The organism is Bradyrhizobium yuanmingense, from assembly GCF_029167105.1.
Lineage (GTDB): Bacteria > Pseudomonadota > Alphaproteobacteria > Rhizobiales > Xanthobacteraceae > Bradyrhizobium > Bradyrhizobium yuanmingense_A.
The window spans coordinates 62,390-83,596 of record NZ_JARFML010000002.1 but is presented as its reverse complement, the minus strand read 5'-3'; the positions used below and the strand labels follow the sequence as shown (position 1 = coordinate 83,596).

Here is a 21,207-nt window from a genome sequence, read left to right as displayed (position 1 = left end):
ACTGACTTATTTAGGTCCAGCGTCGTGCCGCTAAAAAAAAGAAGGGCCGGCGCTGGGGCCGGCCCTTCGATTCGTTCACGAAGTCAGAGGGAATCAGTACCTTGCGACCAGCGGGCCGCCGAAGCGATAGTTCAACCGGACCAGACCCATGTCCACGTCCTGATAGATGCGATCGGATCCGAAGAAGGCACCGCCGGGCGTCGTGAAGTCCCGGGTCTGGTGGCCCAGGAAGAGGTGGTTGTACTCGACGCCGAGCGTCCAGTTCGGAGCAAATCCGAACTCCAGGCCGGCGCCGACCGTGCCGCCCCATCGGGTGTTATCGGCCGAGGCGAGCAAGGTGCCCGCACCGGGCGTGCCTGGCGCCGCGTAGACGTCGAACTGGTCGCTGACGACGGCGGCGCCGCCCTTGACGTAGACCAGGACGTTGTTCCAGGCATAGCCGACCTGGCCGGTGATCAGGCCGAAGGCATCGATCTGAGACCGGTTGCGTGTGCCGGTGACGAGCGCGGAGCCCGGGAAGACGAGGCTGACATTGTCGCCGGAGAAGTCGGCCCAGTTGCCCTGGCCTTCGACGCCGAACACCCAGTTAGCGGACTGCCAGCGGTAGCCGATCTGGCCACCGACCGTGCCTCCGGTCGCGTTGTGACATCCTTCACCGACGAGGGTGCCGGCGGCGCCGGTGACGAGGCCCGTGGTGTCGACGAAATCCCAGCACTTACGGCTCGTGCCGCCGCCGCCGTTGATACCGATGTAGAAGCCGCTCCAGTCGTAAACGGTAGCGACAGGGGCCGGAGCCTTTGTGTAGGGACGCGCAGCAAGATCCGCTGCACTTGCCGGCCCCGACAGCCCCAACGCCATTGCACCGATTGCACCAAACAGAACCTTGTTCATTACAGTCTCCCCAGTTTCGTCCGCTTCTTGAAACTCCCCGAAGCGGCTGATCAGGCGCGACGCCCATATGAATCAATTCCAAGGCGAAGGTAGCCTAAGAATAGAGCAGAGTCCGTCTCCGGAATGCCACACTCGCCACCCAAGTGAAATGGAACAAGTTGATGAATGTTAAACGGTTTTTCCTTGCTCGCGGAACCTAAAAAGGTTCCATCGGAGTGCTGCTCACTATTTTGGCAATGGGCCAGAATGGTTGCCCTATTGCGATGAAGAACAAATCTGGAACAAAATGGGAGGGGATGCTATATATGGGGATAACCCCGGGGGTGGCGGGCTGACCGGGGCCTGCAAGCGTATAGGGTCGCCCTAGCGGGCGCAGAGGAACGCGGGCAGCGGGATTCGCCCTTTTGAAATCAGTGGCATTCGGAGTGGAGAGCGGCGATGGCGGGAAGCGTCAACAAGGTCATTCTGGTTGGAAATCTCGGCAAGGATCCGGAAATCCGCCGCACCCAGGACGGGCGGCCGATCGCGAATCTGAGCATCGCCACCTCGGAGACCTGGCGCGACAAGAACACCGGCGAGCGCAAGGAAAAGACCGAGTGGCATCGCGTCGTGATCTTCTCCGAGCCGCTTTGCAAGATCGTCGAACAATATCTGAAGAAGGGCGCAAAGGTTTACATCGAAGGCGCGCTCCAGACCCGCAAGTACACCGACCAGAGCGGCGTCGAGAAATACTCGACCGAGGTCGTGCTGCAGGGATTCAACTCGACGCTGACGATGCTCGACGGCCGCGGTGGTGGCGGCGGCGGAGGCGGCAGCTTCGGCGATGAGCCCGGCGGCGACTTCGGCTCCTCCGGACCCGTCAGCAGCGCGCCGCGCCGTCCCGTTGCCGCCGGCGGAGGCCGCAACAGCGACATGGACGACGATATCCCGTTCTGAGGCCGGGGAGAGTCGGCTAGTCCCGGTGCAGATAACGGCCAACTCTGTTTTCAAGGATCTGGACCAAGACGGGATCCATGAATTCATAGTCGTCCGGAATGTCGAGGCAGATAACCCGCTTCTTATTCAAGCTGGCGCGGAATTTCCGATTGAGCTTGTTTCGGTGGGTTTTCTCCATGACGAAGATGAGGTCGGCCCACTCGATCTGTTCTGCGGACAGCAAGACGTCCGCGCCGTTCGAAATGCCGGCCGAGTCGGTCTCGTTGAGAACACCTGTTCGGCTGTAGGGCTGCGGAGGCGATTGGCGCTGCAGACGAAAAGAATGTTGGTCACATTACTGCTCTCCTCGATGATCGATCAGGCGTCCGCGGGAACGATCGGTTGATGCCTCTCAAGAAAGCTTCCAAGATTCTTGCTACATAAATCCCGGCCGGCGGTCGATGGAATCGACGCGTTCCCGTTTGACGCCAGATGGGGGAAGCTGCTGCATGAGTCTTGGACCACTGTTTGACGCTGCGCCGGCGATCCCGCTGCATGCCTTCGCCGCGATGGCCGCTTTCGTCCTTGGGATCGTCCAACTGACCGCCCCCAAGGGCACGCTGCCGCACCGGGCTCTGGGCTGGGTCTGGGTAGTGCTGATGCTTGTCGTGGCGCTCACCTCGTTCTGGATTCACGAGATCCGTCTGGTCGGTCCGTGGAGCCCGATCCATCTGCTCTCGATCTTTTCCTTGGCGATGCTCGTGCTGGGGGTGATGGCTGCGAGAGGTCACAATGTTCGCCGCCACAAGATCACGATGACCTCGATCTTCTTCGGTGCACTCGTCATTGCCGGGCTGTTCACCTTCATGCCCGGCCGGATCATGCACGCGGTGGTTTTCGGGCCTTGAGCAGGGCGAAATTCACTCTCCGGCGCAGGGGTCGCCGACGCCCGAAGGCGGTCCGGAAATGACTTCCAGTCATCGCGGTAAGTCCATGAAAAAACGAACGGAAAAAGCGCTCCCTGAGGCCCGCCAAGGGTGGTTATCAGGGGGGCGATGCGCTATATGATTCCCAGACAAAAATTCACCGGATTCCCCCTTGGCTGACGACGACAAAAAGCCCGGCGACCAGCCGGCGCAACCCTCGGACATTCGCCCCGTTTCCATCTACGAGGAGATGAAGAAGTCCTACCTCGATTACGCCATGAGCGTGATCGTGTCGCGTGCGCTGCCCGATGCGCGCGACGGGTTGAAGCCGGTCCACCGCCGCATCCTGTTCTCGATGAACGAGGAAGGCTACACGCCCGACAAGAAGCACAAGAAGTCGGCCGGTATCGTCGGCGATGTCATGGGCCAATACCATCCGCACGGCGACCAGGCGATCTATGATGCGCTGGTGCGCATGGCGCAGCCCTTCTCGATGCGTGAGCTGCTGGTGGACGGCCAGGGCAATTTCGGCTCCGTTGACGGCGATCCGCCCGCGGCCATGCGCTATACCGAGTCGCGTCTGACCAAGATCGCGCTGAAGCTTCTCGACGACATCGACAACGAGACGGTCGACTTTCAGGACAACTACGACGGCTCCACCAAGGAGCCGGTGGTTCTGCCGGCCCGGTTCCCGAATCTGCTGGTCAACGGGGCCGGCGGCATCGCGGTTGGCATGGCCACCAACATCCCGCCGCACAATCTGGGTGAGGTCATCGACGCCTGCCTGGCCCTGGTCGACAATCCCTCGCTGACCATCGACGAGCTCAATGCCATCATTCCGGGCCCGGATTTCCCGACCGGCGGCATCATTCTCGGACGGCAAGGCATTCGCAGCGCCTACCATCTCGGCCGCGGCTCGATCGTGATGCGCGGCAAGGTCACCTTCGAAACCATCCGCAAGGAGCGCGAGGCGATCGTCATCACCGAGCTGCCGTATCAGGTGAACAAGGCGACGATGGTCGAGCGCATCGCCGAGCTCTACAAGGAAAAGAAGATCGAGGGCATCTCCGATCTGCGCGACGAGTCCGACCGCGACGGCTACCGGGTCGTGATCGAGCTCAAGCGCGATGCGGTTCCCGATGTGGTGCTGAACCAGCTCTACAAGTTCACGCCGCTGCAGACATCGTTCGGCGTCAACGCTGTCGCGCTCGATAGCGGCCGTCCGCAGACGATGAACTTGAAGGACATGCTGACGATCTTCGTCGGCTTCCGCGAGCAGGTCGTCACCCGCCGGACCAAGTACAAGCTGCGCAAGGCCCGCGAGCGCGCGCATGAGCAGGTCGGTCTTGCCATCGCCGTCGCCAATATCGACGAGATCATCAAGGTGATCCGGCACTCGCCGACGCCGGCTGTGGCGCGCGAGACCCTGATGACGCGCGACTGGCCCGCGCGCGACGTCGAGGACATCATCACGCTGATCGACGATCCGCGCCATCGGCTCAATGCCGACGGCACCATCCGCCTGTCACTGGATCAGGCAAAGGCCATCCTCGAGCTGCGCTTGGCGCGGCTCACGGCGCTGGGGCGCGACGAGATCGGCGAAGAGCTCGCAAAGCTCGCCGGCGAGATCGGCGAGTATCTCGCGATCCTGCACTCGCGCGCCCGCATCCTCGACATCATCAAGACCGAGCTTGCCGAGGTGAAGGCCGAGTTCGCCTCGCCCCGCCGCACCGTGATCATGGAGCAGGAGGGCGAGGTTGAGGACGAGGACCTGATCCAGCGCGAGGACATGGTCGTCACGGTCTCGCATGCCGGCTACGTCAAGCGCGTGCCGCTGTCGGCCTATCGGGCCCAGCGCCGCGGCGGCAAGGGCCGCTCCGGCATGCAGACCCGCGACGAGGATTTCGTCAGCCGGCTCTTTGTCGCCTCGACCCATACGCCGGTGCTGTTCTTCTCCTCGCGCGGCCAGGTCTACAAGGAAAAGGTCTGGCGGCTGCCCATGGCCGCGCCGAACGCGCGCGGCAAGGCCATGATCAACATCCTTCCGCTGGAACAGGGCGAGCGCATCACCACCATCATGCCGCTGCCGGAGGATGAATCGACCTGGGGCCAGCTCGACGTGATGTTCGCCACCACGGGCGGCAACGTCCGCCGCAACAAGCTGTCCGACTTCGTCGACGTCCGCCGCTCCGGCATCATCGCCATGAAGCTCGACGACAACGAGGCGATCGTCGACGTGCAGATCTGCACCGAGCGCGACGACGTGCTGCTGACCGCCGCCGGCGGCCAGTGCATCCGCTTCCCCGTCACCGACGTGCGCGTGTTCACCGGGCGCACCTCGATGGGCGTGCGCGGCATCGCGCTCGGCGAAGGTGACAAGGTGATTTCGCTGGCGATCCTGCGCCACGTCGACACCACCTCGGACGAGCGCTCGGCCTATTTGAAGATGCGCCGCGCGGTCGCGGGCGAAGCCGCCGCAGACGAGGCGCCGGCCGATGCCGAGGCCGAGGAGACCTCGGGCAGCTTCCAGCTCCCGCAGGAGCGCTATGTCGAGATGTCGGCGCAGGAGCAGGTCGTGCTGACCGTCTCCGTCAACGGCTACGGCAAGCGGACCTCGTCCTACGAGTACCGCACCACCGGCCGCGGCGGCAAAGGCATCGTCGCCATGAGCGTCAACAACCGAAACGGCAACCTCGTCGCCTCGTTCCCCGTGGAGGAGGCGGATCAGATCATGCTGGTCACCGACAAGGGCCAGCTGATCCGCTGCCCGGTCGAAGGCATCCGCATCGCCGGCCGCTCGACGCAAGGCGTGATCGTGTTCGACACCGCCGAGGACGAGCACGTCGTCTCGGTCGAGCACATCACCGAAGAGGCCGAGAACGGCAACGGCGCGAACGGGGAGTAGCACCGGTCTTTCGGATGTCGTCCGAGTGACGGTGGCGACCAATCGAACAGGGCCGCGTGGTCGCGACGCGCCAAGATCTATGATCTTGGAGTGCGCGAGCCCGATGCCTTCCAGCCGAGCACGGCCAACGGAATTGCCAACGCCGCCCAGGACAGCGCGTCCCAGCCGTCGTCTCCGAACAGCGCGGACGCCAGCCCGACGACGGTGAGCGCGCCGAGAAGGCACGGCCAGCGGAAGGTTTCGTCCGTGGTGTGGCGCTCGCGCTTCATGGAGGAATCCCTGACGTCGCTGCGACAGGGGAGCGGTCCTGCGCGCCCGTGGCGAGGCGAGGCGATCTGCGCTTGCCGAGCCAGAGATAGATGCCGCTCGCGAGCACGATGATGGCGGCGAGGTCGAGCAGCGCCCAGATGATCTTGAGCGGCAGGCCGCCGTAATCCCCGAAATGCAGCGGGCGTGATACCTGCAACGCCCTGAGATACCAGGGCAGGCCGCGCGCGGTGACGAGCTGTCCGGTCTCGGCGTCCAGCATCGCGGGCGTGAATAGGCGCGCGGTGATCGGCGTCGATCCCTTGGTCCAGACGATGAAGTGCCGTGGTGTGCCGAACCGTGCTACCGTCGGGAAAATGATGCTGGTCGGCGTATTGTCCTCGAGTGCCCGGCGTGCGGCGGCAACGACGTCGTCGACGTCGGCCCATCCCGCAGGCGGCGGCTTGCCCAGATGCGGCGCGATCAACTCCGGCATCACCTCCGCGCGCCAAGCCGAGAACAGTGGCAAGGATATCGTGTTGATGACGCCGGTGACACCGACCGCAAGCAGCCACACCAGCGTCACCGCACCAGCCAGGTTGTGCAAATCGAGCCATTTGACGCGGGGCGCGCCGTCGCGACGGACCGTGCCGAATCTGAGCCGGCGCATGAAGGGGGCGTAAAGTACGACGCCGGAGACGAGGGCTGCGACGAACAGCAGTCCCATGAAGCCGAGAAACAGCTCGCCCGGCAACCCCAGCAGCATGTCGCGATGGAAGATGCGGATGGTGCGCATCAGATTCCCGTCTTGCTGCGCATCCTCACCGATCAGTTCGGCCGTCCTGGAATCGAACGACAGCTTCAGAAAGCGTTCTCCCGGCGGCGCTTCCGGGGTCTTCGACAGGAATACGTTGACGATGTTGGCACGATCATCGTCCCATCCGAGCACCTGGACGTAGCGCTGAGGATGGCGCGTCCTGGCCGCTTCGATCAGTCGGCTCAGGGGCGCCTGCGGGGTGTCGACGGGAAGGTCGCGCGCCGAGACTTCGGACTTGAAGAGTTCGTCGATCTCGTCATGGAAAATCAGCGGCAGTCCGGTGATGCACAACATCAGCAGGAACAGCGTGCAGATCAGGCTCGTCCATTTGTGGACGAGCGCCCACCATTTGACGGAACGCGCCGTCATCCCCTCACCACCGGTAGGTCAGCGTGGCCAAGACCGTGCGCCCGAGCGCCCAGCGGCAACCGCCGCCCGTGCAGAACGAGACATAGGTCTTGTCGAACACGTTGTTGACGTTCACCGCCGCGCTGAGGCCCTTCCACTGCCGATACCGCATCCCGAAATCGTAGGACATCGCCGCATCGAACACGGTGCTGGCCGGAACCGTGGCGGCGGGCAGGAAGACGCCCGGCGCGATGGTCGGGACCGTCAGGTTGTTGGCGTCGGTCGTGTACATCTCGTGAATGTAACGCACGCCGCCGCCGAAGCCGAAGCCGATTGCAGGTCCGTCTTGCACCACGTAGTTGGCCCACAGCGAAGCGGTGTGCATCGGGGTGTTGGCGAGCCGCTTTCCGAAATTGACGTCCGGGGCGAACTGATCCGGTTGTCGAGATAGGAGTACTGCCCGCGCAGGCTCAGGCCGGGCAGGGGGCTGCCGACGACGGATCCTTCGAACCCGCGCGAGCTGACCTCGCCAACCTGCGCCGTCGTGTTGGGCGGAATGCCGGGGCCGCTGATGACCGTCGCCACGTTTTGCCGCTTGAGGTCGTACACCGCGGCCGTGAACAGCAGATTGGTTCCGACCGGCTGATACTTCACGCCGCCTTCGTACTGCTCGCCGGTGGTCGGCTTGTACGGCTGGCCGTTGAGCAGCGTTCCGACCGAGGTCGGCTGGAAGGAGGTCGAGTAGCTGACATAGGGTGCGATGCCGTTGTCGAAATTGTAGATCGCGCCGATGCGCCCGGTTGGCTTCTGGTCGTCGTTCAGGACGCGAACACCGGTGTTTTGGGCCAGAGTGTTGCCCTCGGCCCAGTCGTAGCGGAATCCGCCAAGCACGGTGAGCCGACCGAGCCTCGCCTCGTCCTGGATGTAGAGGCCGCGCTGCGACAGATGCTGGTCGAGGTTCTGGAACGTCGACGCGGGGACGGCGATGTTCTGCGTGTAGTTCGGCGCCAGGATATCGAGCGTGTTGGTGGGGGCAAAGCGGGCAAGATTGTTGAAGTCGAACCGCTGGTAGTCCAACCCTGCAAGCACCGTATGCTGCAATGGGCCCATGTTGAACTTGGCCTGAAGCTGGTTGTCGGCCGCGAAAGTATCGAGGTTCTCGTTGGTCGAGAAGTAGTTCCGGTTGATGGTGCGGCCGTTGACCAGCCGGAGGGTGGCGCCGGCGCCTGTCGTCGTGAACCCGCTTGGCTGCACTTCGACGTAGCTGAGCTCATTGTGCAGGTAGCGCAGGTTCTGGCGCACCGTGAAGACGTCGTCGAAACGATGCTCGAATTCGTACCCGGCGGTCGCCTGCTTGTATTTGAGGGTCTCGTAGTTGAGATCGCCGGCAAAGAAATTCCGAGGGATCTGGCCGAAGGTGCCCGGCACCAGCGTGCCCTGGATCGGCAACAGCGCGAACGCACCACCCTTCGGGTCCTGCCGGTAGCTCGTCAGGAACGTGATGGTGGTGTCGATATCCGGACGCCAGGTCCAGGCCGGTGCGATCGAAAACCTCTGCTCGCCGATATTGTCGACCTGGGTGTTGGCGTCGAGGCCGATCCCGGTGACGCGATAAAGCAGCGTCTTGTCCTTGTCGACGGGCCCGCCGACATCGAACGCTCCCTGGATCCGGTCGAACGAGCCGGTTTGCAGCGAGACTTCGCCGAACGGATTTTCGGTCGGGCGCTTGCTGACGAGGTTGAGGATGCCGCCCGGCGAGGCAGCGCCGTAAAGAACGGATGCCGGCCCGGTGATCACCTCGGCTCGCTCGAGCAGGTAGGGATCGACCCGCGGCGCACCGAACGGTCCGCCCTGGAGCCGCAGCCCGTCCAGATATGTTTCGACGGCGAAGCCGCGGGCGCTGACGTTCTGAAAGCGGAAATCGGTGTCGTTGCTGAAATAGATGCCCGGCGCGTAGCGCAGCAGGTCGCGGATGCTCTGAGCGCGCCGCACGTCCATTTCTTCCCGGGTGATGACGGCAACCGAAGCCGGCGTCGAGATGAGCGGTGAATCCGTCTTGGTCGCGCCGGAGGCTCGCGTTGCGAGGAAGCCTTTGGTCCCGGCATTGACGCGTGCTGCGGTCCCCACCAGTGGGGAAGGCACAGGCTGCTGCGATGAGCTGGTCTGCTGGGCGGGTCGCCGGCTTGCATTGCCTCGCGCCGTGGCGTCGCGGCGCGGCTGGACCGGACGTTGTGCGCGTTGAACGGGAGCGTCGACCGTCACCGGCGGCAAGGTGGATGCACCGGACGGGCCGGTGTTCTGCGCGTTGCCAGGCGTGACCGCCATCAGCAAGCAGCCGAGTGCGAGCAAGCTCGTGGTGTTCTTGAAAATGTTGCTTGAAAGATGATCCGCACGACCATGCAGGTCGCGTTCAGCGCAGTCCATGTCAGCACCCCATCCGGCGATCGCCGCGCCGGCGGGATGATCATTCTGATCTCACGCGACCTCGCACCCACGCGCGTGTTAGATGGCCGACATCGGGAGTGTCGAGGCGATCGAACTTTGAATCGCTCGAAACGTCACAATTGGAAGCATTCTTAGAATTTCTAAAAAAGCGAAGCTAACTGATCGACACAACGTTGGATTTGTTGCTGCGCATGTCTGGTGGCGGAGCCAGAAACGATTCAGGTGCGCTCGAATGTCGCACACGCTTAGGACGCCGTCCCGTGGAGCTCTATCTGTCGGTGCTGAGTATCCGACACGCCTTTGCGTGAAGCCACATGCCCGGAAAGTCCTCGTTCGGGATGATGGTCTCGCGGCCGACGTAGCAGGTGATGTCGGAGAGATCGATGTCGGGCGGCTCGCCCTGGCGGCCCCGATCGGATCGTACCCGACGGGGCCATGACGTCGCAAATATCAGGGGCCCAGCATGGGCGAGCTGCCCAAATTTGACCGACCCGGCTACGGCGTACGATTGGCGGTCACGAGGCGCGCCTCGCGGACATTGGCCTTGCTGTCGGCGCGGCGCAGGCAGGACGCCTCGAAATGCGGCCAGGCCTGCTGCGAGCAGTCACGGCCGATCGTGCGGATGTCGAGGCGGTCGCTCTTGGCGAGCGGCTGCGGCACGCTGGCTTCGACCTTCGGGGCAAAGCCGGGCAGGAGGGTGAGGGCCGCGGCAACACACGCAGACAGAGCGATCGCTGAAAGAGCCTTGATCATTGACAGTCCCCTGTGATGCGGCCGCCTACGCCCAGTGTGCGGCCCGTCATTCGTTGGCTGGATTAGTAACCATGGCCAGTTTCCGGACGTCTTCGCCGATGCGGGAAATGGTTTCGTTCGCGGTCCGTTTTGTTTCGTGGCGGTCCCGAGGACGAAACAAACCCGCTGCTGCCGACGCCCGGCGGGACATTTTCGGAGGGGCTGGACCGGAAACGGGCAAGGAACCTACCCGGCTTGCCGGCCCGGGCGGGGCGCGGTAGGACGGGGCCATGCCGCGCATCGCCTTCTACCCAGGTTCCTTCGACCCCATCACCAACGGCCATCTGGACGTGGTCCGGCACAGCGTTTCCTTGTGCGACAGGCTGGTGGTCGCGATCGGGGTGCATCCCGGCAAGAAGCCGCTGTTCTCGACCGAGGAGCGCCTCAAGATGCTCGAGGACGTCTGCGGTCCGATCGCGGCGCAGGCCGGCTGCGTGCTGGAGGCGACGACGTTCGACGATCTGTCGGTCACCGCAGCGCGCAAGCACGGCGCGACCATCATGATTCGGGGCCTGCGCGACGGCACTGACCTCGATTACGAGATGCAGCTCGCCGGCATGAACGAGGCCATGGCTCCCGAGGTGCATACGGTCTTCCTGCCGGCCTCTCCCATGGTCCGCCCGATCACCGCCACTTTGGTGCGCCAGATCGCCGGCATGGGCGGGGACGTCTCGGCCTTCGTCCCGCCGCAGGTCGCGGCACAGCTCAAGGCCAAATACGCCTGAAAACGGCGCGCTTCCTCTACTCTGATCCGGAGTTGTCATGATCCGAATTCTCGCAATTCTTGCCGCGCTTCTGTTCGCGGTGCCGGCGGTGGCGCAGCAATTGCCGGCAAATCTCGACAAGGCCAACGCCATCGTCATCGACAGCACCAAGGGCCGTATCGTCATCAAGCTCAGGACCGACATCGCGCCCCAGCATGCCGAGCGCATCAAGCAGCTCGCGCGCGAGGGCTTCTACAACAACGTGCCGTTCCACCGCGTCATGGACGGCTTCATGGCACAGACCGGCGACGGCCAGAACGGCAACGGCACCGGCGGCTCGAAATACCCGAACCTGAAGCAGGAATTCTCCAAGGTGCATTTTGCCCGCGGCATCGTCGGCATGGCCCGACGCGGCGACAGCGTCGACAGCGCCAACTCGCAGTTCTTCATCATGTTCGCCGACGGCGGCAGCCTCGACGGCCAGTACACCGTGATCGGCGAGGTGGTGCAGGGCATGGATGTCGTCGACAAGCTCAAGAAGGCGCCCCCCGGCTCGCCCGGCGGCTCCGTCACCGACCCCGACAAGATGGTGAAGGTGCAGGTCGCCTCCGACATCAAATAGGCGGGGGCCATGGCGCGGCGCGGTGGCAGGCTCTTGCTGGTTGCCGCGATGCTGCTGCTCGGCACCTCCCGTGCCGCGGTGGAGGCCGCCGAGGTCGACACGATCCAGGACGTCTTCCGGCACCTGCGCAGCTGCTGGAGACCGCCGTCGCCGGCGAGGGCCCGCCCACTCGACATCACCGTCCTGGTGAGCTTTAACCGGGCCGGAAACATTCTGGGCCATCCGAGGATTACCTATGAATCCGCGGAGGCCTCCGACAATGACCGGCTGCAATACCGGATCGCGGTGATGGAGGCGTTGCAACGCTGCACGCCGGTGCCATTTACCGATGCAATGGCCGGCGCCGCCGCGGGACGTCCATTCGCGATCCAGTTCCGCAGCCGCAAGACGTCACCCGACAAGACTTCACCCCCAACGCAAGAGAGACGAGCATGAGCGTCACCGAAAACACCCTGATCCTCGAGACCACGCAGGGCCCCGTCACCATCGAGATGCGACCCGATCTCGCGCCGAACCACGTCGCTCGCATCAAGGAGCTGGTGCGCGACGGCTTCTACGACGGCATCGTGTTTCACCGCGTGATCGAGGGATTCATGGCGCAGACCGGCTGCCCGCACGGCACCGGCACGGGCGGCTCCGGCAAGAAGCTGAAGGCCGAGTTCAACAAGGAGCCGCATGTGCGCGGCACCACCTCGATGGCCCGCGCCGCCAATCCGGATTCCGGCGACAGCCAGTTCTTCATCTGCTTCGACGACGCCCGCTTCCTCGACAACCAGTACACGGTTTGGGGCAAGGTCACCGAGGGCATGGAGAACGTCGACAAGATCAAGCGCGGCGAGCCGGTGCAGAACCCCGACAAGATCGTCAAGGCGCGGATGGCCGCGGACAAGGAATAGTCACCTTGTCATTCCGGGCGCGCCTGGGTGCGAATCCGGAATCTCGCGCCACACTCTCGGGATTCCGGATCGCCGCGCTTGAGGCGCGGCGTCCGGAATGACTGTGCTAGTGAGACATGCGCACCGAGCTCTTCGATTTCGATCTGCCGCCCGAGCGCATCGCGCTGCGCCCGGCGAGCCCGCGCGATTCCGCGAGGATGCTGGTCGTCGAGAATGGCGCGCTGCGCGACCAGATCATTTCCGACCTGCCGCAATGGCTGAGGCCGGGCGACCAACTCGTCGTCAACGACACCAAGGTGATTGCGGCGCAATTGAAGGGTCGCCGCATCGGCCGCGACACCGAGCCGAAGATCGAGGCGACACTGATCAAGCGTCTCGACGGCTCGCGTTGGCAGGCGCTGGTGAAGCCGGCCAAGAAGCTCGCCCCCGGCGACCGCATCCGCTTCGGCAACGACGGCAAGGTCTGCCTGCTCGGTCATCTCGACGCCGAGGTCGAGGCCAAGGGCACCGAAGGCGAGGTCACGCTGTCGTTCTCGTTCCACGGCCCGGCGCTGGACCAGGCCATCGCCGATCTCGGCAGCCCGCCGCTGCCGCCCTACATCGCCTCCAAGCGCACGCCAGACGATCAGGACCTCGCCGATTACCAGACCATGTTCGCGGCGAACGAGGGCGCTGTCGCGGCCCCGACCGCCGGGCTGCATTTCACGCCGGCGCTGGAGCAGGCGCTGCGCGCGCGGGGCGTCGGCCTCAACCGCGTGACGCTGCATGTCGGGGCAGGGACGTTCCTGCCGGTGAAGGTCGACGACACCGAAACCCACAAGATGCATGCCGAGTGGGGCACAATCTCGGCCGCAACGGCGGCGCGGCTCAACGCTGCGCGGAAGAACGGCGGCCGTATCGTTGCCGTCGGCACCACGTCGTTGCGGCTGCTCGAAAGCGCCGCGAGCGAGGACGGCACGATCCAGCCATTCGCCGCCGAGACGTCGATCTTCATCACGCCCGGCTATCGCTTCCGCGCGATCGACATTCTGATGACGAATTTCCACCTCCCGAAGTCGACGCTGTTCATGCTGGTGTCGGCTTTCTCGGGGCTGGAGACGATGAAGCAGGCCTATGCGCACGCGATCGCACAGGGCTATCGCTTCTATTCGTATGGCGACGCGTGCTTGCTGTTTCGGGCCGAGCGGTAGGGTGGGTTAGCCGCAAGGCGTAACCCACCACTGCTCGTCTCCGCGGAAGCACAAGAGGTGGATTACGCCTTCGGCTAATCCACCCTACGCAACCTTCGTTACGCCATCACCCGCTGCGGCAACAGCTCCGCGATCTGCACCGCATTCAGCGCCGCGCCCTTGAGCAACTGATCCGCCGCCACGAACATCGAGATCGAATGGCCGGTGGGATCGCTGAGATCCTTGCGGATGCGGCCGACCAGGACGTCGTCCTGGCCCGAGGCGTCGATCGGCATCGGGAAGTAGTTCTTGGCGCGGTCGTCGACCACCTTGACGCCGGGCGCCTGCGCCATGATGGCACGGACCTGGTCCTCGCTGATCGGCTTCTCGCATTCGAAGGTGATGGCTTCGCAATGGGCGCGCAGCACCGGCACGCGCACGCAGGTGACGCCGACGGCGATGCTGTCGTCTTCGAAGATCTTGCGGGTCTCCTTGATGACCTTGGTCTCTTCGTCGTTGTAGCCGGTCTCGGGGTCGATGGCGGTGTTGTGGTTGAACAGGTTGAAGGCGTAGGGGTGCGGCATCACCTTGGGCGTATGGACCTGCCCGTTGAGGTTGGCGCGGGTGGACTTCACCAGCTCCTCCATCGCGGCGGCGCCGGCGCCGCTGGCCGCCTGATAGGTCGAGATGATCACGCGCTTGATGCGGTTCTTCTGGTGGATCGGCCACAGCGGCACCAGCGCGGTGATCGCGGCGCAGTTCGGGTTCGCAATGATGCCCTTGTGGTCGCGGATGCGGCTCGCGTTGATCTCGGGGATCACCAGCGGCACGTTCGGATCCATGCGGAAGGCCGAGGAGTTGTCGACCACGACGGCACCCGCCTTGACCGCGATGGGGGCGAACTTCTTGGAGATGCTGCCGCCGGCGGAGAAAAGGGCGATGTCGACGCCGTCGAAGGAGCGCTCGGTCAACTCCTCGATGGCCACGCTCTGCCCGCGGAACGACACCGTCTTGCCGGCCGAGCGGGCGCTCGCCAGTGCCTTGAGCTTGCCGACGCGAAAGCCGCGCTTGTCCATGGTGGCGATGAATTCGGCGCCCACCGCACCGGTGACGCCGACAATCGCGACGACGGGATCGTTACTCACTTTGTCCTCCGTTGCATTGAGAATTTAGACAACAAAAAAGCCCCGGACCATCGAGGGCGGGGCTTGCCGTAGAGCTGATGCGTTTAAGTCGACGACTTACGCGCGCACGCCTCCCCGGGCCCCTTCGGCCGTGGTGGTTTTGGTCGTGCGTTTGGTGGTCGTGAACATGGCGGCGACTTATGCGGGAGAGTTTTGCGGCCGTCAATGGCTTTTCGGCCCGGCCGATGCCGGGGGCAGACTGCCGCTATTTGGCACCCGCTATTTTCTCTTGGCGCCCGGCGGCTCCAGGGTGACCTCCTTGAGGTCGTCGCCGCTGACGACGACGATCGAGAAGTTCAGCCGGCCGCGTTCACGGACCAGCCCGCCGCTGATGGCCTTGCCCGCGGCGGCACGCTCGGCGACGCGCACGGCGTCGGAGAGGCGGTGCCTGATCGCACCCAAAGCTGCGAGGTTGCTGCGGTCCTCGCGGTCGAGCTCGGCGAGGGGTAGGGCGGCTTCCCCGCCGACCAGTTCGCCGGTCGAAGCATTGATGGTGTGGCGCCAGATCCGGTCGTTGTGCAGGGTCTTCACCCGGTAGACCGGCACGCTCGAGCCGCCGTCGAAGCTCACATCGGCGGTGGTGGCGCCGGCATGGCGGGCTTCGGCAATCGCCATGGCCTGACTGATCGTGATCGAGGAGCTGCGGAATCGCTCTATTTCGCGGCTGACTGCCTGGCGGTCCGCTTCGGCATCACCTTCTGTGTCGCTGTGAAGCGCGGTCGGCGTGCTCGCGGTCACGACAGCCTGTACCGGTGCGGCGATGAGCAGCGCGGGCAATGCGATCGCAAGCAGGTGCAAGGTCCATCGTTTGGCAGTCGTCATGCTCGAACCCTCGGCCAGCGAGTGTGCCGGATGATCGTAAAGAATTCGCGGCCGGCCTTGGGCATCGGCCGGCCGCGGAGCGCCGTGGCAGGGCTGTACCCGTCGCGGCGATCGAAGCGGGTCCGGACCTCTTTGGGGCTGGTGAAAAAAGCGGCCCGAACCGACTGTAATGAAACCATACCGTATCGTTTTATTTCGGTCAATGACGCCGCATCGTCGCCCCCTGGGGAAAGCAGGCAAGCTCACGGAATTGTCAGCGGGAGGAGCGGCGCCGTGGCGCGAGTTTCGAGGTGTCCTGGACGCGGTCGGCAGGCCCCAGCGCGCCGGCGAGGAACAGTTTGATCGCCGCACGCATGCGCTTTTCCGCGGCCTTCGGCTCCAGCGCCGTTCCGAACGTCGCCATGCGGTGGGTGTGACCGACGACGACGTCGAGGAACACCTCGGCTGCGATGGTGGTGTCGTCGACATCGAGCGCACCTTGCGCCACCAGATGGTCGAAGAAGCGAGCCGTGGTGGCGACGGCCTTGAGCCAGCCTTCCTCCTTGCCGAGCTTGGCGACGTCGGGGAAGTTGATGGCCTGCGCCGTCATCATGCGGCTGAAGGCGACAGCATCCGGGCCGCAGGTGAAGGTCAGCATCTCGCGTCCGATCTCGACCAGCCGCTGCTCGACCGGGATGTTCGAGGCGCTGGAGAGCTGCGTCTCCGCCGCCGCCGACAGCGGCGCAAGCCAGCGCTCGATCTCGCGCCTCAGCACGGCCGCGAACAGGCCGCGCTTGTCGCCATAGCGGGAATAGACGGTGGGCTTGCTGACCCGCGCAGCTTCCGCGACCGCATCGAGCGAGGTCGCATCGAAGCCGCGATCAAGGAACAGGCGGGTGGCGACCTCGATCAGCCGCAGATCGCGCTCGATCGCAGCGGTCTTCGTCGGCCGGCCACCGCGGGATTTCGGCACCTCGCGCCGTGGCGCTGCCGGTCTTGTCCTGGTCGCAGTCAATCCCATGCCCAATGATTCCTGCGCGGTCGTGATATCGGTCATTCGCTCTATATCGCGCAGGAGCGGAGGCGTCATCGCGAATCTGGCCGAATTGGCCATATCGTCAACGGTTTCGGTATTGCCTCGTTCCGTCGCGAGGGATCACGGCAGCGTCGAGGTCCAGGCCTGGCCGAATGCAGCCTTCTCGTATCCGTACTGATACAGCGCCCGCATATAGCCGGTATCGAACCCTTCCGACGGCGGGGCGGGATAGTCGCGCGCGATGTAGGAGAGATGGAAGCCCAGCCGGTTACGCTTAGCGAAATCGTAGGTCGAGAAGATGATCGAGCGCGTCTGCGATTGGGTGATCGCCGACAGGCTGCGCGAGGCGACGTCGATGGTGCCGTTGGAGACGAGCTCGAAGTTGCGTTCGATCTTCTTGTTGACGAGGATGTAGATGTCCATCTTCGCATCGCCGGGCAGACGGCCGCTCTGGAACAGCAGAGCTTCGGGCAAGGTCAGCACCGGCGCGGTCACGCCGCCATCGACATGCATCTCCTGAAACTTGCGGCCCCCGCCTTCGGCATCGATCATGATGGGCGGAAACACCAGGGGAATGCTGGCGGAGGCCGCCATCACGTCGCGAAACAGCTTGAGCGCCTCGGGCGTTCCGACCGTGGCAATCCTGCCCATGTCCCAGATCGCGGTGCGCTGCGTGTCGAGGTCGGTCGTCACCACGAGCAGCCTGCGGCCCTTGGCATGCTCGCGCGCGACCTGCGCCATGATCTCGGGCCCGACATAGCGAGCGACGAGCTCGCGCAGCCTGGTGTTGCCGAACAGGCCGGATCCGAATAGCACGCGCATGATGCTGGGGTCGTTCAGGAGGCTCTCCGCGATGCCGCTGGTGTAGACCTCCTTCAGCGTGTCGTCATATTGCGGTCCGAGAAACGCGAACGGCGCGATCAGGCCGCCGGTGCTGACGCCCGAGACGACCGAGAAGCTGGGGCGCGTTCTCGCTGCGCTCCAGCCGTTGAGCACGCCGACGCCATAGGCGCCGTCAGCGCCGCCGCCGGAGAGCGCCAAATAGGTTCTCGTCGCAGTGTTGTTGTCCTTCTCGAAGCTGAACTTGGTGACCGGCTCGTCGGCGTAGCGCCTGAGCCCATCGATATCCAGCACGCGCGAGGCGCTGGCTTCGGCGGCCGTGTAGGGCGTGCGGGGCAGGGAGGTGCAGGCGCCGAGCGCCAGGCTGCAGATCAGGACCACCAATCGGATCAGGCTGACGCCAGTCTGCCTGATCCGGTCACGCGAGGAGACGGATGCGTCGGTCGAACACGAAGGGTACGGCATTGTCGGTGGCTGGCGATCACGCATCTACCGCCGCCGGCAAGTTCGCCGCGGCATCTCGTCCAGCCCCCAAGGACAAAACTACACTGTATCGTTTCGTTTGGCAAGGGCGCGCATCAATCCTTGTGTCGGTCGGTGTCCCAGTCTGATGCACAAACCGGCCCGGGCGCGGTCGGCGGGTTGATCAGCCTGCTCCGACACGCAATAAGCACCGCCATGAATCCCGACAATGACCTTCCCAATCACTTTGAGTTGCTCGCCACCGACGGGGCCGCGCGCACCGGGCGGCTGACCACCCCGCATGGCGTGGTGCGGACCCCGGCCTTCATGCCGGTCGGCACCGCCGGTGCCATGAAGGGCATGCACTGGCGCGAGGTGCGCGATGCCGGCGCCGACATCGTGCTCGGCAACACCTACCATCTGATGCTGCGTCCAAGCGCCGAGCGGATCGCGGCGCTCGGCGGCTTGCAGACGTTCACAGGCTGGAACGGACCGATGTTGACCGATTCCGGCGGCTTCCAGGTGATGTCGCTGGCGGATTTGCGCAAGGTCAGCGAGCACGCCGTCACGTTCCGCTCGCACATCGACGGCGCCAAGGTCGAGCTGTCGCCGGAGCGCTCGATCGAGGTGCAGCGCTTGCTCGGCTCCGACATTGCCATGCAGATGGACGAATGCGTGCGGCTTCCGGCCGAGCGCGCCGACATCGAGCGCGCGATGCAATTGTCGCTGCGCTGGGCCGAAAGAAGCAAGCGCGCCTTCGCGAGCGCCCCGGATGGCTACATGCTGTTCGGCATCGTGCAGGGCGGCGACGTGCCCGAGCTGCGCCATGCGAGCGCGCAGGGCCTGGTCGAGATCGGCTTCCACGGCTATGCGATCGGCGGGCTCGCCGTCGGCGAACCGCAGGCGGTCATGCTGGCGATGATCGACGAGACCGCGCCGCTGCTGCCGAAGCAGCGGCCACGCTATCTGATGGGCGTCGGCACGCCCGACGACATCCTCGAAGCGGTGAAGCGCGGCATCGACATGTTCGACTGCGTGATGCCGACCCGCAACGGCCGGCACGGCGTCGCCTTCACGCGCTACGGCCAGGTCAATTTGCGCAACGCGCGCCATGCCGACGATCCGCGGCCGCTCGATGAAGAGAGCTCATGGCCGTCGACGCGGAACTGCGCGCGCGCCTATCTCCATCATCTCGTCAAGGCGGGCGAGACGCTGGGCGCGATGCTGCTGTCCGAGATCAATGTCGCCTACTATCAGTGCCTGATGCAGGGCATCAGGGACGCGGTCGCGCGCGGGACGTTCGACGAGTTCTATCAGAAGACGCGCGAGGATTGGGCGGGGGGTGATATCGCCCCGCGCTGATCAATTGCGCAACCTCAATTGCACACGATCCGCCGCTTCACAGCGTGCTTGGTCACGAAGCCATACCCGCAATTGTCGCAGGTCCAGAGGTAGCTGATCATGTGGTCCGAGACGTAAGCGGAAGCTTCGGCGGCGACCATGGAGTCGGCGCAGACCGGACAGGTAGGCAACTCGCTGCAGCGCGGATCACGCCTTAGCGCTACGGTCGACATCACTTCAGCAACCGCTGACATCGTGGTGACCTCCCTGCTTTGAGACCTAAGTCTAACATAAGCAGAATCAGTTGACGAGGTCGCAACACAAATGCGTTGGTTTTCTGCTAATTAAAGCTCACGCGATTTTGCGATGCAGCGTATTTAACATGTGCTGCATTGCCGCTTGCGTGTCGCCGCAAGCTGTCCGTAACTGCGCAAGGCCGCGACAGACGTGCAGATCGTCGCCACAGGGAGTTCATCATGGACGCATCGTCCAACACGGGTGCAGCGCACCAACCCGGCCGCGGCCGGATTTACGACTCGATCGTCGATGCCTTCGGCAACACGCCCATCGTGCGCTTGCGCCGGCTGCCCGGCATGCAGGACGTGAACGCGACCATTTTGGCAAAACTTGAATATTTCAATCCTGCCGCAAGCGTCAAAGACCGCATCGGCGCGGCCATGATCATCGCGATGGAGAAGGCGGGCATCGTCAAGCCCGACACCGTGCTGATCGAGCCGACCTCCGGCAATACCGGCATTGCGCTCGCTTTCGTGGCGGCCTCCCGCGGCTACCGGCTCAAGCTGGTGATGCCGGAATCGATGTCGATCGAGCGACGCAAGATGCTGGCCTTTCTCGGCGCCGAGCTGGTGCTGACGCCGGCGGCGCAGGGCATGAAGGGCGCGATCGCGGCCGCCGAGGAGCTCTTGAAGACGACGCCGAATTCGGTGATGCCGCAGCAGTTCAAGAACCTCGCCAATCCGGAGGTGCACCGCCGCACCACCGCGGAGGAGATCTGGAACGACACCGGCGGCAGCATCGACTTCTTCGTGGCCGGCGTCGGCACCGGCGGCACGATCACCGGCGTCGGCCAGGTGCTCAAGCCGCGCAAGCCGGGCTTGCGTGTGGTCGCGGTCGAGCCGGAGGAGAGCCCGGTGCTCTCGGGGGGACAGCATACTCCGCACAAGATCCAAGGTATCGGTGCCGGCTTCGTCCCTGACATCCTCGACCGCTCCGTGATCGATGAGATCGTGAAGATCAACTCGACCACGGCGATCGAGACCTCGCGCGCGCTGGCGCGGCATGAGGGCATTCCGGGCGGCATCTCATCCGGCGCCGCGATCGCCGCTGCACTCGAGATCGGCAAGCGGCCGGAAGCTTCCGGGAAGACCATCCTGGCGATCGTGCCGTCCTTCTCCGAGCGGTATCTTTCGACGGCTCTGTTCGAGGGGATCTAGAACATGGCGGATCAACCGAGGCGGCCGCGCACGTTGGGCGATGCCAGGACCGAGGCCGAGGCGGCGTTCAAGAAGGTGACAGCGAAGGTCGCCGCGGCGCCACCCAAGCCGAACGCTGTTCCCGGCGTCAAGGAGCAGGTCACGCTGCGCATCGATCAGGACGTGCTGGAGTTCTTCCAGGAGGGCGGTCCCGGCTGGCAGGATCGCATCAACGAGGCGCTGCGGAAAGCTGCGGGGAAGTAGGAGAACTCGTCATTGCGAGCGTAGCGAAGCAATCCAGAATCTTTCCGCGGTGACAGTCCTGGATTGCTTCCTCGCAAGAGCTCCTCGCAATGACGGAGTATGCGGCGCCACCGTCGCATTAAAAAAGCCCGGCGCGAGCCGGGCTTTTCTCGTCTGATATCCATCTCGCT

Annotated in this window: 20 protein-coding genes and 2 pseudogenes; 11 read left to right on the top strand and 11 right to left on the bottom strand. The window is 64.4% G+C overall.

Annotation, left to right across the window (positions count from 1 at the left end):
- Window positions 1-93: 93 nt before the first annotated feature.
- The gene (locus tag P0R31_RS03190; RefSeq protein WP_275512818.1) at window positions 94-891 is read right to left on the bottom strand and encodes an outer membrane protein; all 798 of its coding nucleotides are present in this window, start codon (window positions 889-891) and stop codon (window positions 94-96) included.
- A 438-nt stretch (window positions 892-1,329) separates the two neighbouring features.
- Between P0R31_RS03190 and P0R31_RS03185 the strand changes: the two genes are divergently transcribed.
- Entirely contained in the window at window positions 1,330-1,827 is a 498-nt protein-coding gene (locus P0R31_RS03185; protein WP_275512817.1) for a single-stranded DNA-binding protein, read from the top strand.
- Window positions 1,828-1,843: 16 nt separating this feature from the next.
- Here the strand turns inward: P0R31_RS03185 and P0R31_RS03180 are convergent.
- Window positions 1,844-2,160 (bottom strand): annotated as a pseudogene (locus P0R31_RS03180) (low molecular weight protein tyrosine phosphatase family protein).
- Between the two features lie 155 nt (window positions 2,161-2,315).
- On the opposite strand from P0R31_RS03180, the gene P0R31_RS03175 reads away from it, so the two are divergent.
- Together P0R31_RS03175 and gyrA are read left to right on the top strand one after the other, a co-directional pair.
- Window positions 2,316-2,714, top strand: coding sequence for a DUF2306 domain-containing protein (locus P0R31_RS03175; protein WP_275512816.1), 399 nt, complete (start codon window positions 2,316-2,318; stop codon window positions 2,712-2,714).
- A gap of 190 nt (window positions 2,715-2,904) precedes the next feature.
- On the top strand, window positions 2,905-5,637 hold the full coding sequence (gene gyrA, locus P0R31_RS03170; RefSeq protein WP_275512815.1) for a DNA gyrase subunit A: 2,733 nt from the start codon (window positions 2,905-2,907) through the stop codon (window positions 5,635-5,637).
- 77 nt (window positions 5,638-5,714) lie between these two features.
- On the opposite strand, the gene P0R31_RS03165 is transcribed toward gyrA, so the two are convergent.
- From P0R31_RS03165 to P0R31_RS03150, 4 genes and pseudogenes are all read right to left on the bottom strand, one after another.
- Window positions 5,715-5,906 carry a hypothetical protein gene (locus P0R31_RS03165; RefSeq protein WP_275512814.1) on the bottom strand — a complete coding sequence of 64 codons (192 nt, stop codon included), beginning with the start codon at window positions 5,904-5,906 and terminating at the stop codon, window positions 5,715-5,717.
- A complete protein-coding gene (locus P0R31_RS03160; RefSeq protein WP_275512813.1) occupies window positions 5,903-7,069 on the bottom strand; it encodes a PepSY-associated TM helix domain-containing protein in 1,167 nt (388 codons plus the stop codon). Before P0R31_RS03160 ends, P0R31_RS03165 begins: the two co-directional genes overlap by 4 nt.
- A gap of 4 nt (window positions 7,070-7,073) precedes the next feature.
- Window positions 7,074-9,373 (bottom strand): annotated as a pseudogene (locus P0R31_RS03155) (TonB-dependent siderophore receptor).
- Window positions 9,374-9,988: 615 nt separating this feature from the next.
- Entirely contained in the window at window positions 9,989-10,246 is a 258-nt protein-coding gene (locus P0R31_RS03150; protein WP_275512812.1) for a hypothetical protein, read from the bottom strand.
- Window positions 10,247-10,515: 269 nt separating this feature from the next.
- On the opposite strand from P0R31_RS03150, the gene coaD reads away from it, so the two are divergent.
- The 5 genes from coaD (at window position 10,516) to queA (ending at window position 13,697) form a co-directional block, all read left to right on the top strand.
- Window positions 10,516-11,010: a pantetheine-phosphate adenylyltransferase gene (gene coaD, locus P0R31_RS03145; protein ID WP_275512811.1), complete on the top strand. Its 495-nt coding sequence runs from the start codon at window positions 10,516-10,518 to the stop codon at window positions 11,008-11,010.
- Window positions 11,011-11,047: 37 nt separating this feature from the next.
- Window positions 11,048-11,611, top strand: coding sequence for a peptidylprolyl isomerase (locus tag P0R31_RS03140; RefSeq protein WP_275512810.1), 564 nt, complete (start codon window positions 11,048-11,050; stop codon window positions 11,609-11,611).
- Between the two features lie 9 nt (window positions 11,612-11,620).
- Complete coding sequence (locus P0R31_RS03135) at window positions 11,621-12,046, top strand: hypothetical protein (protein ID WP_275512809.1); 426 nt, start codon at window positions 11,621-11,623, stop codon at window positions 12,044-12,046.
- A complete protein-coding gene (locus P0R31_RS03130) occupies window positions 12,043-12,507 on the top strand; it encodes a peptidylprolyl isomerase (protein WP_275512808.1) in 465 nt (154 codons plus the stop codon). Before P0R31_RS03135 ends, P0R31_RS03130 begins: the two co-directional genes overlap by 4 nt.
- A gap of 116 nt (window positions 12,508-12,623) precedes the next feature.
- The gene (gene queA / locus P0R31_RS03125; protein WP_275512807.1) at window positions 12,624-13,697 is read left to right on the top strand and encodes a tRNA preQ1(34) S-adenosylmethionine ribosyltransferase-isomerase QueA; all 1,074 of its coding nucleotides are present in this window, start codon (window positions 12,624-12,626) and stop codon (window positions 13,695-13,697) included.
- Window positions 13,698-13,795: 98 nt separating this feature from the next.
- On the opposite strand, the gene P0R31_RS03120 is transcribed toward queA, so the two are convergent.
- From P0R31_RS03120 to P0R31_RS03105, 4 genes are all read right to left on the bottom strand, one after another.
- Entirely contained in the window at window positions 13,796-14,821 is a 1,026-nt protein-coding gene (locus P0R31_RS03120) for an aspartate-semialdehyde dehydrogenase (protein WP_275512806.1), read from the bottom strand.
- Window positions 14,822-15,079: 258 nt separating this feature from the next.
- Complete coding sequence (locus P0R31_RS03115) at window positions 15,080-15,682, bottom strand: PepSY domain-containing protein (RefSeq protein ID WP_343299296.1); 603 nt, start codon at window positions 15,680-15,682, stop codon at window positions 15,080-15,082.
- A gap of 253 nt (window positions 15,683-15,935) precedes the next feature.
- Window positions 15,936-16,682: a TetR/AcrR family transcriptional regulator gene (locus tag P0R31_RS03110; RefSeq protein ID WP_275513082.1), complete on the bottom strand. Its 747-nt coding sequence runs from the start codon at window positions 16,680-16,682 to the stop codon at window positions 15,936-15,938.
- A 135-nt stretch (window positions 16,683-16,817) separates the two neighbouring features.
- Window positions 16,818-18,002 (bottom strand): patatin-like phospholipase family protein, encoded by a 1,185-nt coding sequence (locus P0R31_RS03105; protein ID WP_430516792.1) that lies wholly within the window; start codon window positions 18,000-18,002, stop codon window positions 16,818-16,820.
- A 213-nt stretch (window positions 18,003-18,215) separates the two neighbouring features.
- Here P0R31_RS03105 and tgt point away from each other — a divergent pair, with 213 nt between their 5' ends.
- Window positions 18,216-19,361 (top strand): tRNA guanosine(34) transglycosylase Tgt, encoded by a 1,146-nt coding sequence (gene tgt / locus P0R31_RS03100; RefSeq protein ID WP_275512803.1) that lies wholly within the window; start codon window positions 18,216-18,218, stop codon window positions 19,359-19,361.
- 14 nt (window positions 19,362-19,375) lie between these two features.
- Here tgt and P0R31_RS03095 read toward each other — a convergent pair whose 3' ends face one another.
- Window positions 19,376-19,594: a hypothetical protein gene (locus tag P0R31_RS03095; RefSeq protein WP_275512802.1), complete on the bottom strand. Its 219-nt coding sequence runs from the start codon at window positions 19,592-19,594 to the stop codon at window positions 19,376-19,378.
- Window positions 19,595-19,816: 222 nt separating this feature from the next.
- Here P0R31_RS03095 and cysK point away from each other — a divergent pair, with 222 nt between their 5' ends.
- Window positions 19,817-20,794 (top strand): cysteine synthase A, encoded by a 978-nt coding sequence (cysK, locus tag P0R31_RS03090; protein ID WP_275512801.1) that lies wholly within the window; start codon window positions 19,817-19,819, stop codon window positions 20,792-20,794.
- 3 nt (window positions 20,795-20,797) lie between these two features.
- Window positions 20,798-21,037 carry a BrnA antitoxin family protein gene (locus tag P0R31_RS03085; RefSeq protein WP_275512800.1) on the top strand — a complete coding sequence of 80 codons (240 nt, stop codon included), beginning with the start codon at window positions 20,798-20,800 and terminating at the stop codon, window positions 21,035-21,037.
- Window positions 21,038-21,207 lie beyond the last annotated feature (170 nt).

Coding starts and splice junctions, on each gene's coding strand:
- P0R31_RS03190 (WP_275512818.1), bottom strand. CDS start 891: ATGAACAAGGTTCTGTTTGGTGCAATCGGTGCAATGGCGTTGGGGCTG.
- P0R31_RS03185 (WP_275512817.1), top strand. CDS start 1,330: ATGGCGGGAAGCGTCAACAAGGTCATTCTGGTTGGAAATCTCGGCAAG.
- P0R31_RS03175 (WP_275512816.1), top strand. CDS start 2,316: ATGAGTCTTGGACCACTGTTTGACGCTGCGCCGGCGATCCCGCTGCAT.
- P0R31_RS03165 (WP_275512814.1), bottom strand. CDS start 5,906: ATGAAGCGCGAGCGCCACACCACGGACGAAACCTTCCGCTGGCCGTGC.
- P0R31_RS03160 (WP_275512813.1), bottom strand. CDS start 7,069: ATGACGGCGCGTTCCGTCAAATGGTGGGCGCTCGTCCACAAATGGACG.
- P0R31_RS03150 (WP_275512812.1), bottom strand. CDS start 10,246: ATGATCAAGGCTCTTTCAGCGATCGCTCTGTCTGCGTGTGTTGCCGCG.
- coaD (WP_275512811.1), top strand. CDS start 10,516: ATGCCGCGCATCGCCTTCTACCCAGGTTCCTTCGACCCCATCACCAAC.
- P0R31_RS03140 (WP_275512810.1), top strand. CDS start 11,048: ATGATCCGAATTCTCGCAATTCTTGCCGCGCTTCTGTTCGCGGTGCCG.
- P0R31_RS03135 (WP_275512809.1), top strand. CDS start 11,621: ATGGCGCGGCGCGGTGGCAGGCTCTTGCTGGTTGCCGCGATGCTGCTG.
- P0R31_RS03130 (WP_275512808.1), top strand. CDS start 12,043: ATGAGCGTCACCGAAAACACCCTGATCCTCGAGACCACGCAGGGCCCC.
- queA (WP_275512807.1), top strand. CDS start 12,624: ATGCGCACCGAGCTCTTCGATTTCGATCTGCCGCCCGAGCGCATCGCG.
- P0R31_RS03115 (WP_343299296.1), bottom strand. CDS start 15,682: ATGACGACTGCCAAACGATGGACCTTGCACCTGCTTGCGATCGCATTG.
- P0R31_RS03110 (WP_275513082.1), bottom strand. CDS start 16,682: ATGGGATTGACTGCGACCAGGACAAGACCGGCAGCGCCACGGCGCGAG.
- P0R31_RS03105 (WP_430516792.1), bottom strand. CDS start 18,002: ATGCCGTACCCTTCGTGTTCGACCGACGCATCCGTCTCCTCGCGTGAC.
- tgt (WP_275512803.1), top strand. CDS start 18,216: ATGAATCCCGACAATGACCTTCCCAATCACTTTGAGTTGCTCGCCACC.
- P0R31_RS03095 (WP_275512802.1), bottom strand. CDS start 19,594: ATGTCAGCGGTTGCTGAAGTGATGTCGACCGTAGCGCTAAGGCGTGAT.
- cysK (WP_275512801.1), top strand. CDS start 19,817: ATGGACGCATCGTCCAACACGGGTGCAGCGCACCAACCCGGCCGCGGC.
- P0R31_RS03085 (WP_275512800.1), top strand. CDS start 20,798: ATGGCGGATCAACCGAGGCGGCCGCGCACGTTGGGCGATGCCAGGACC.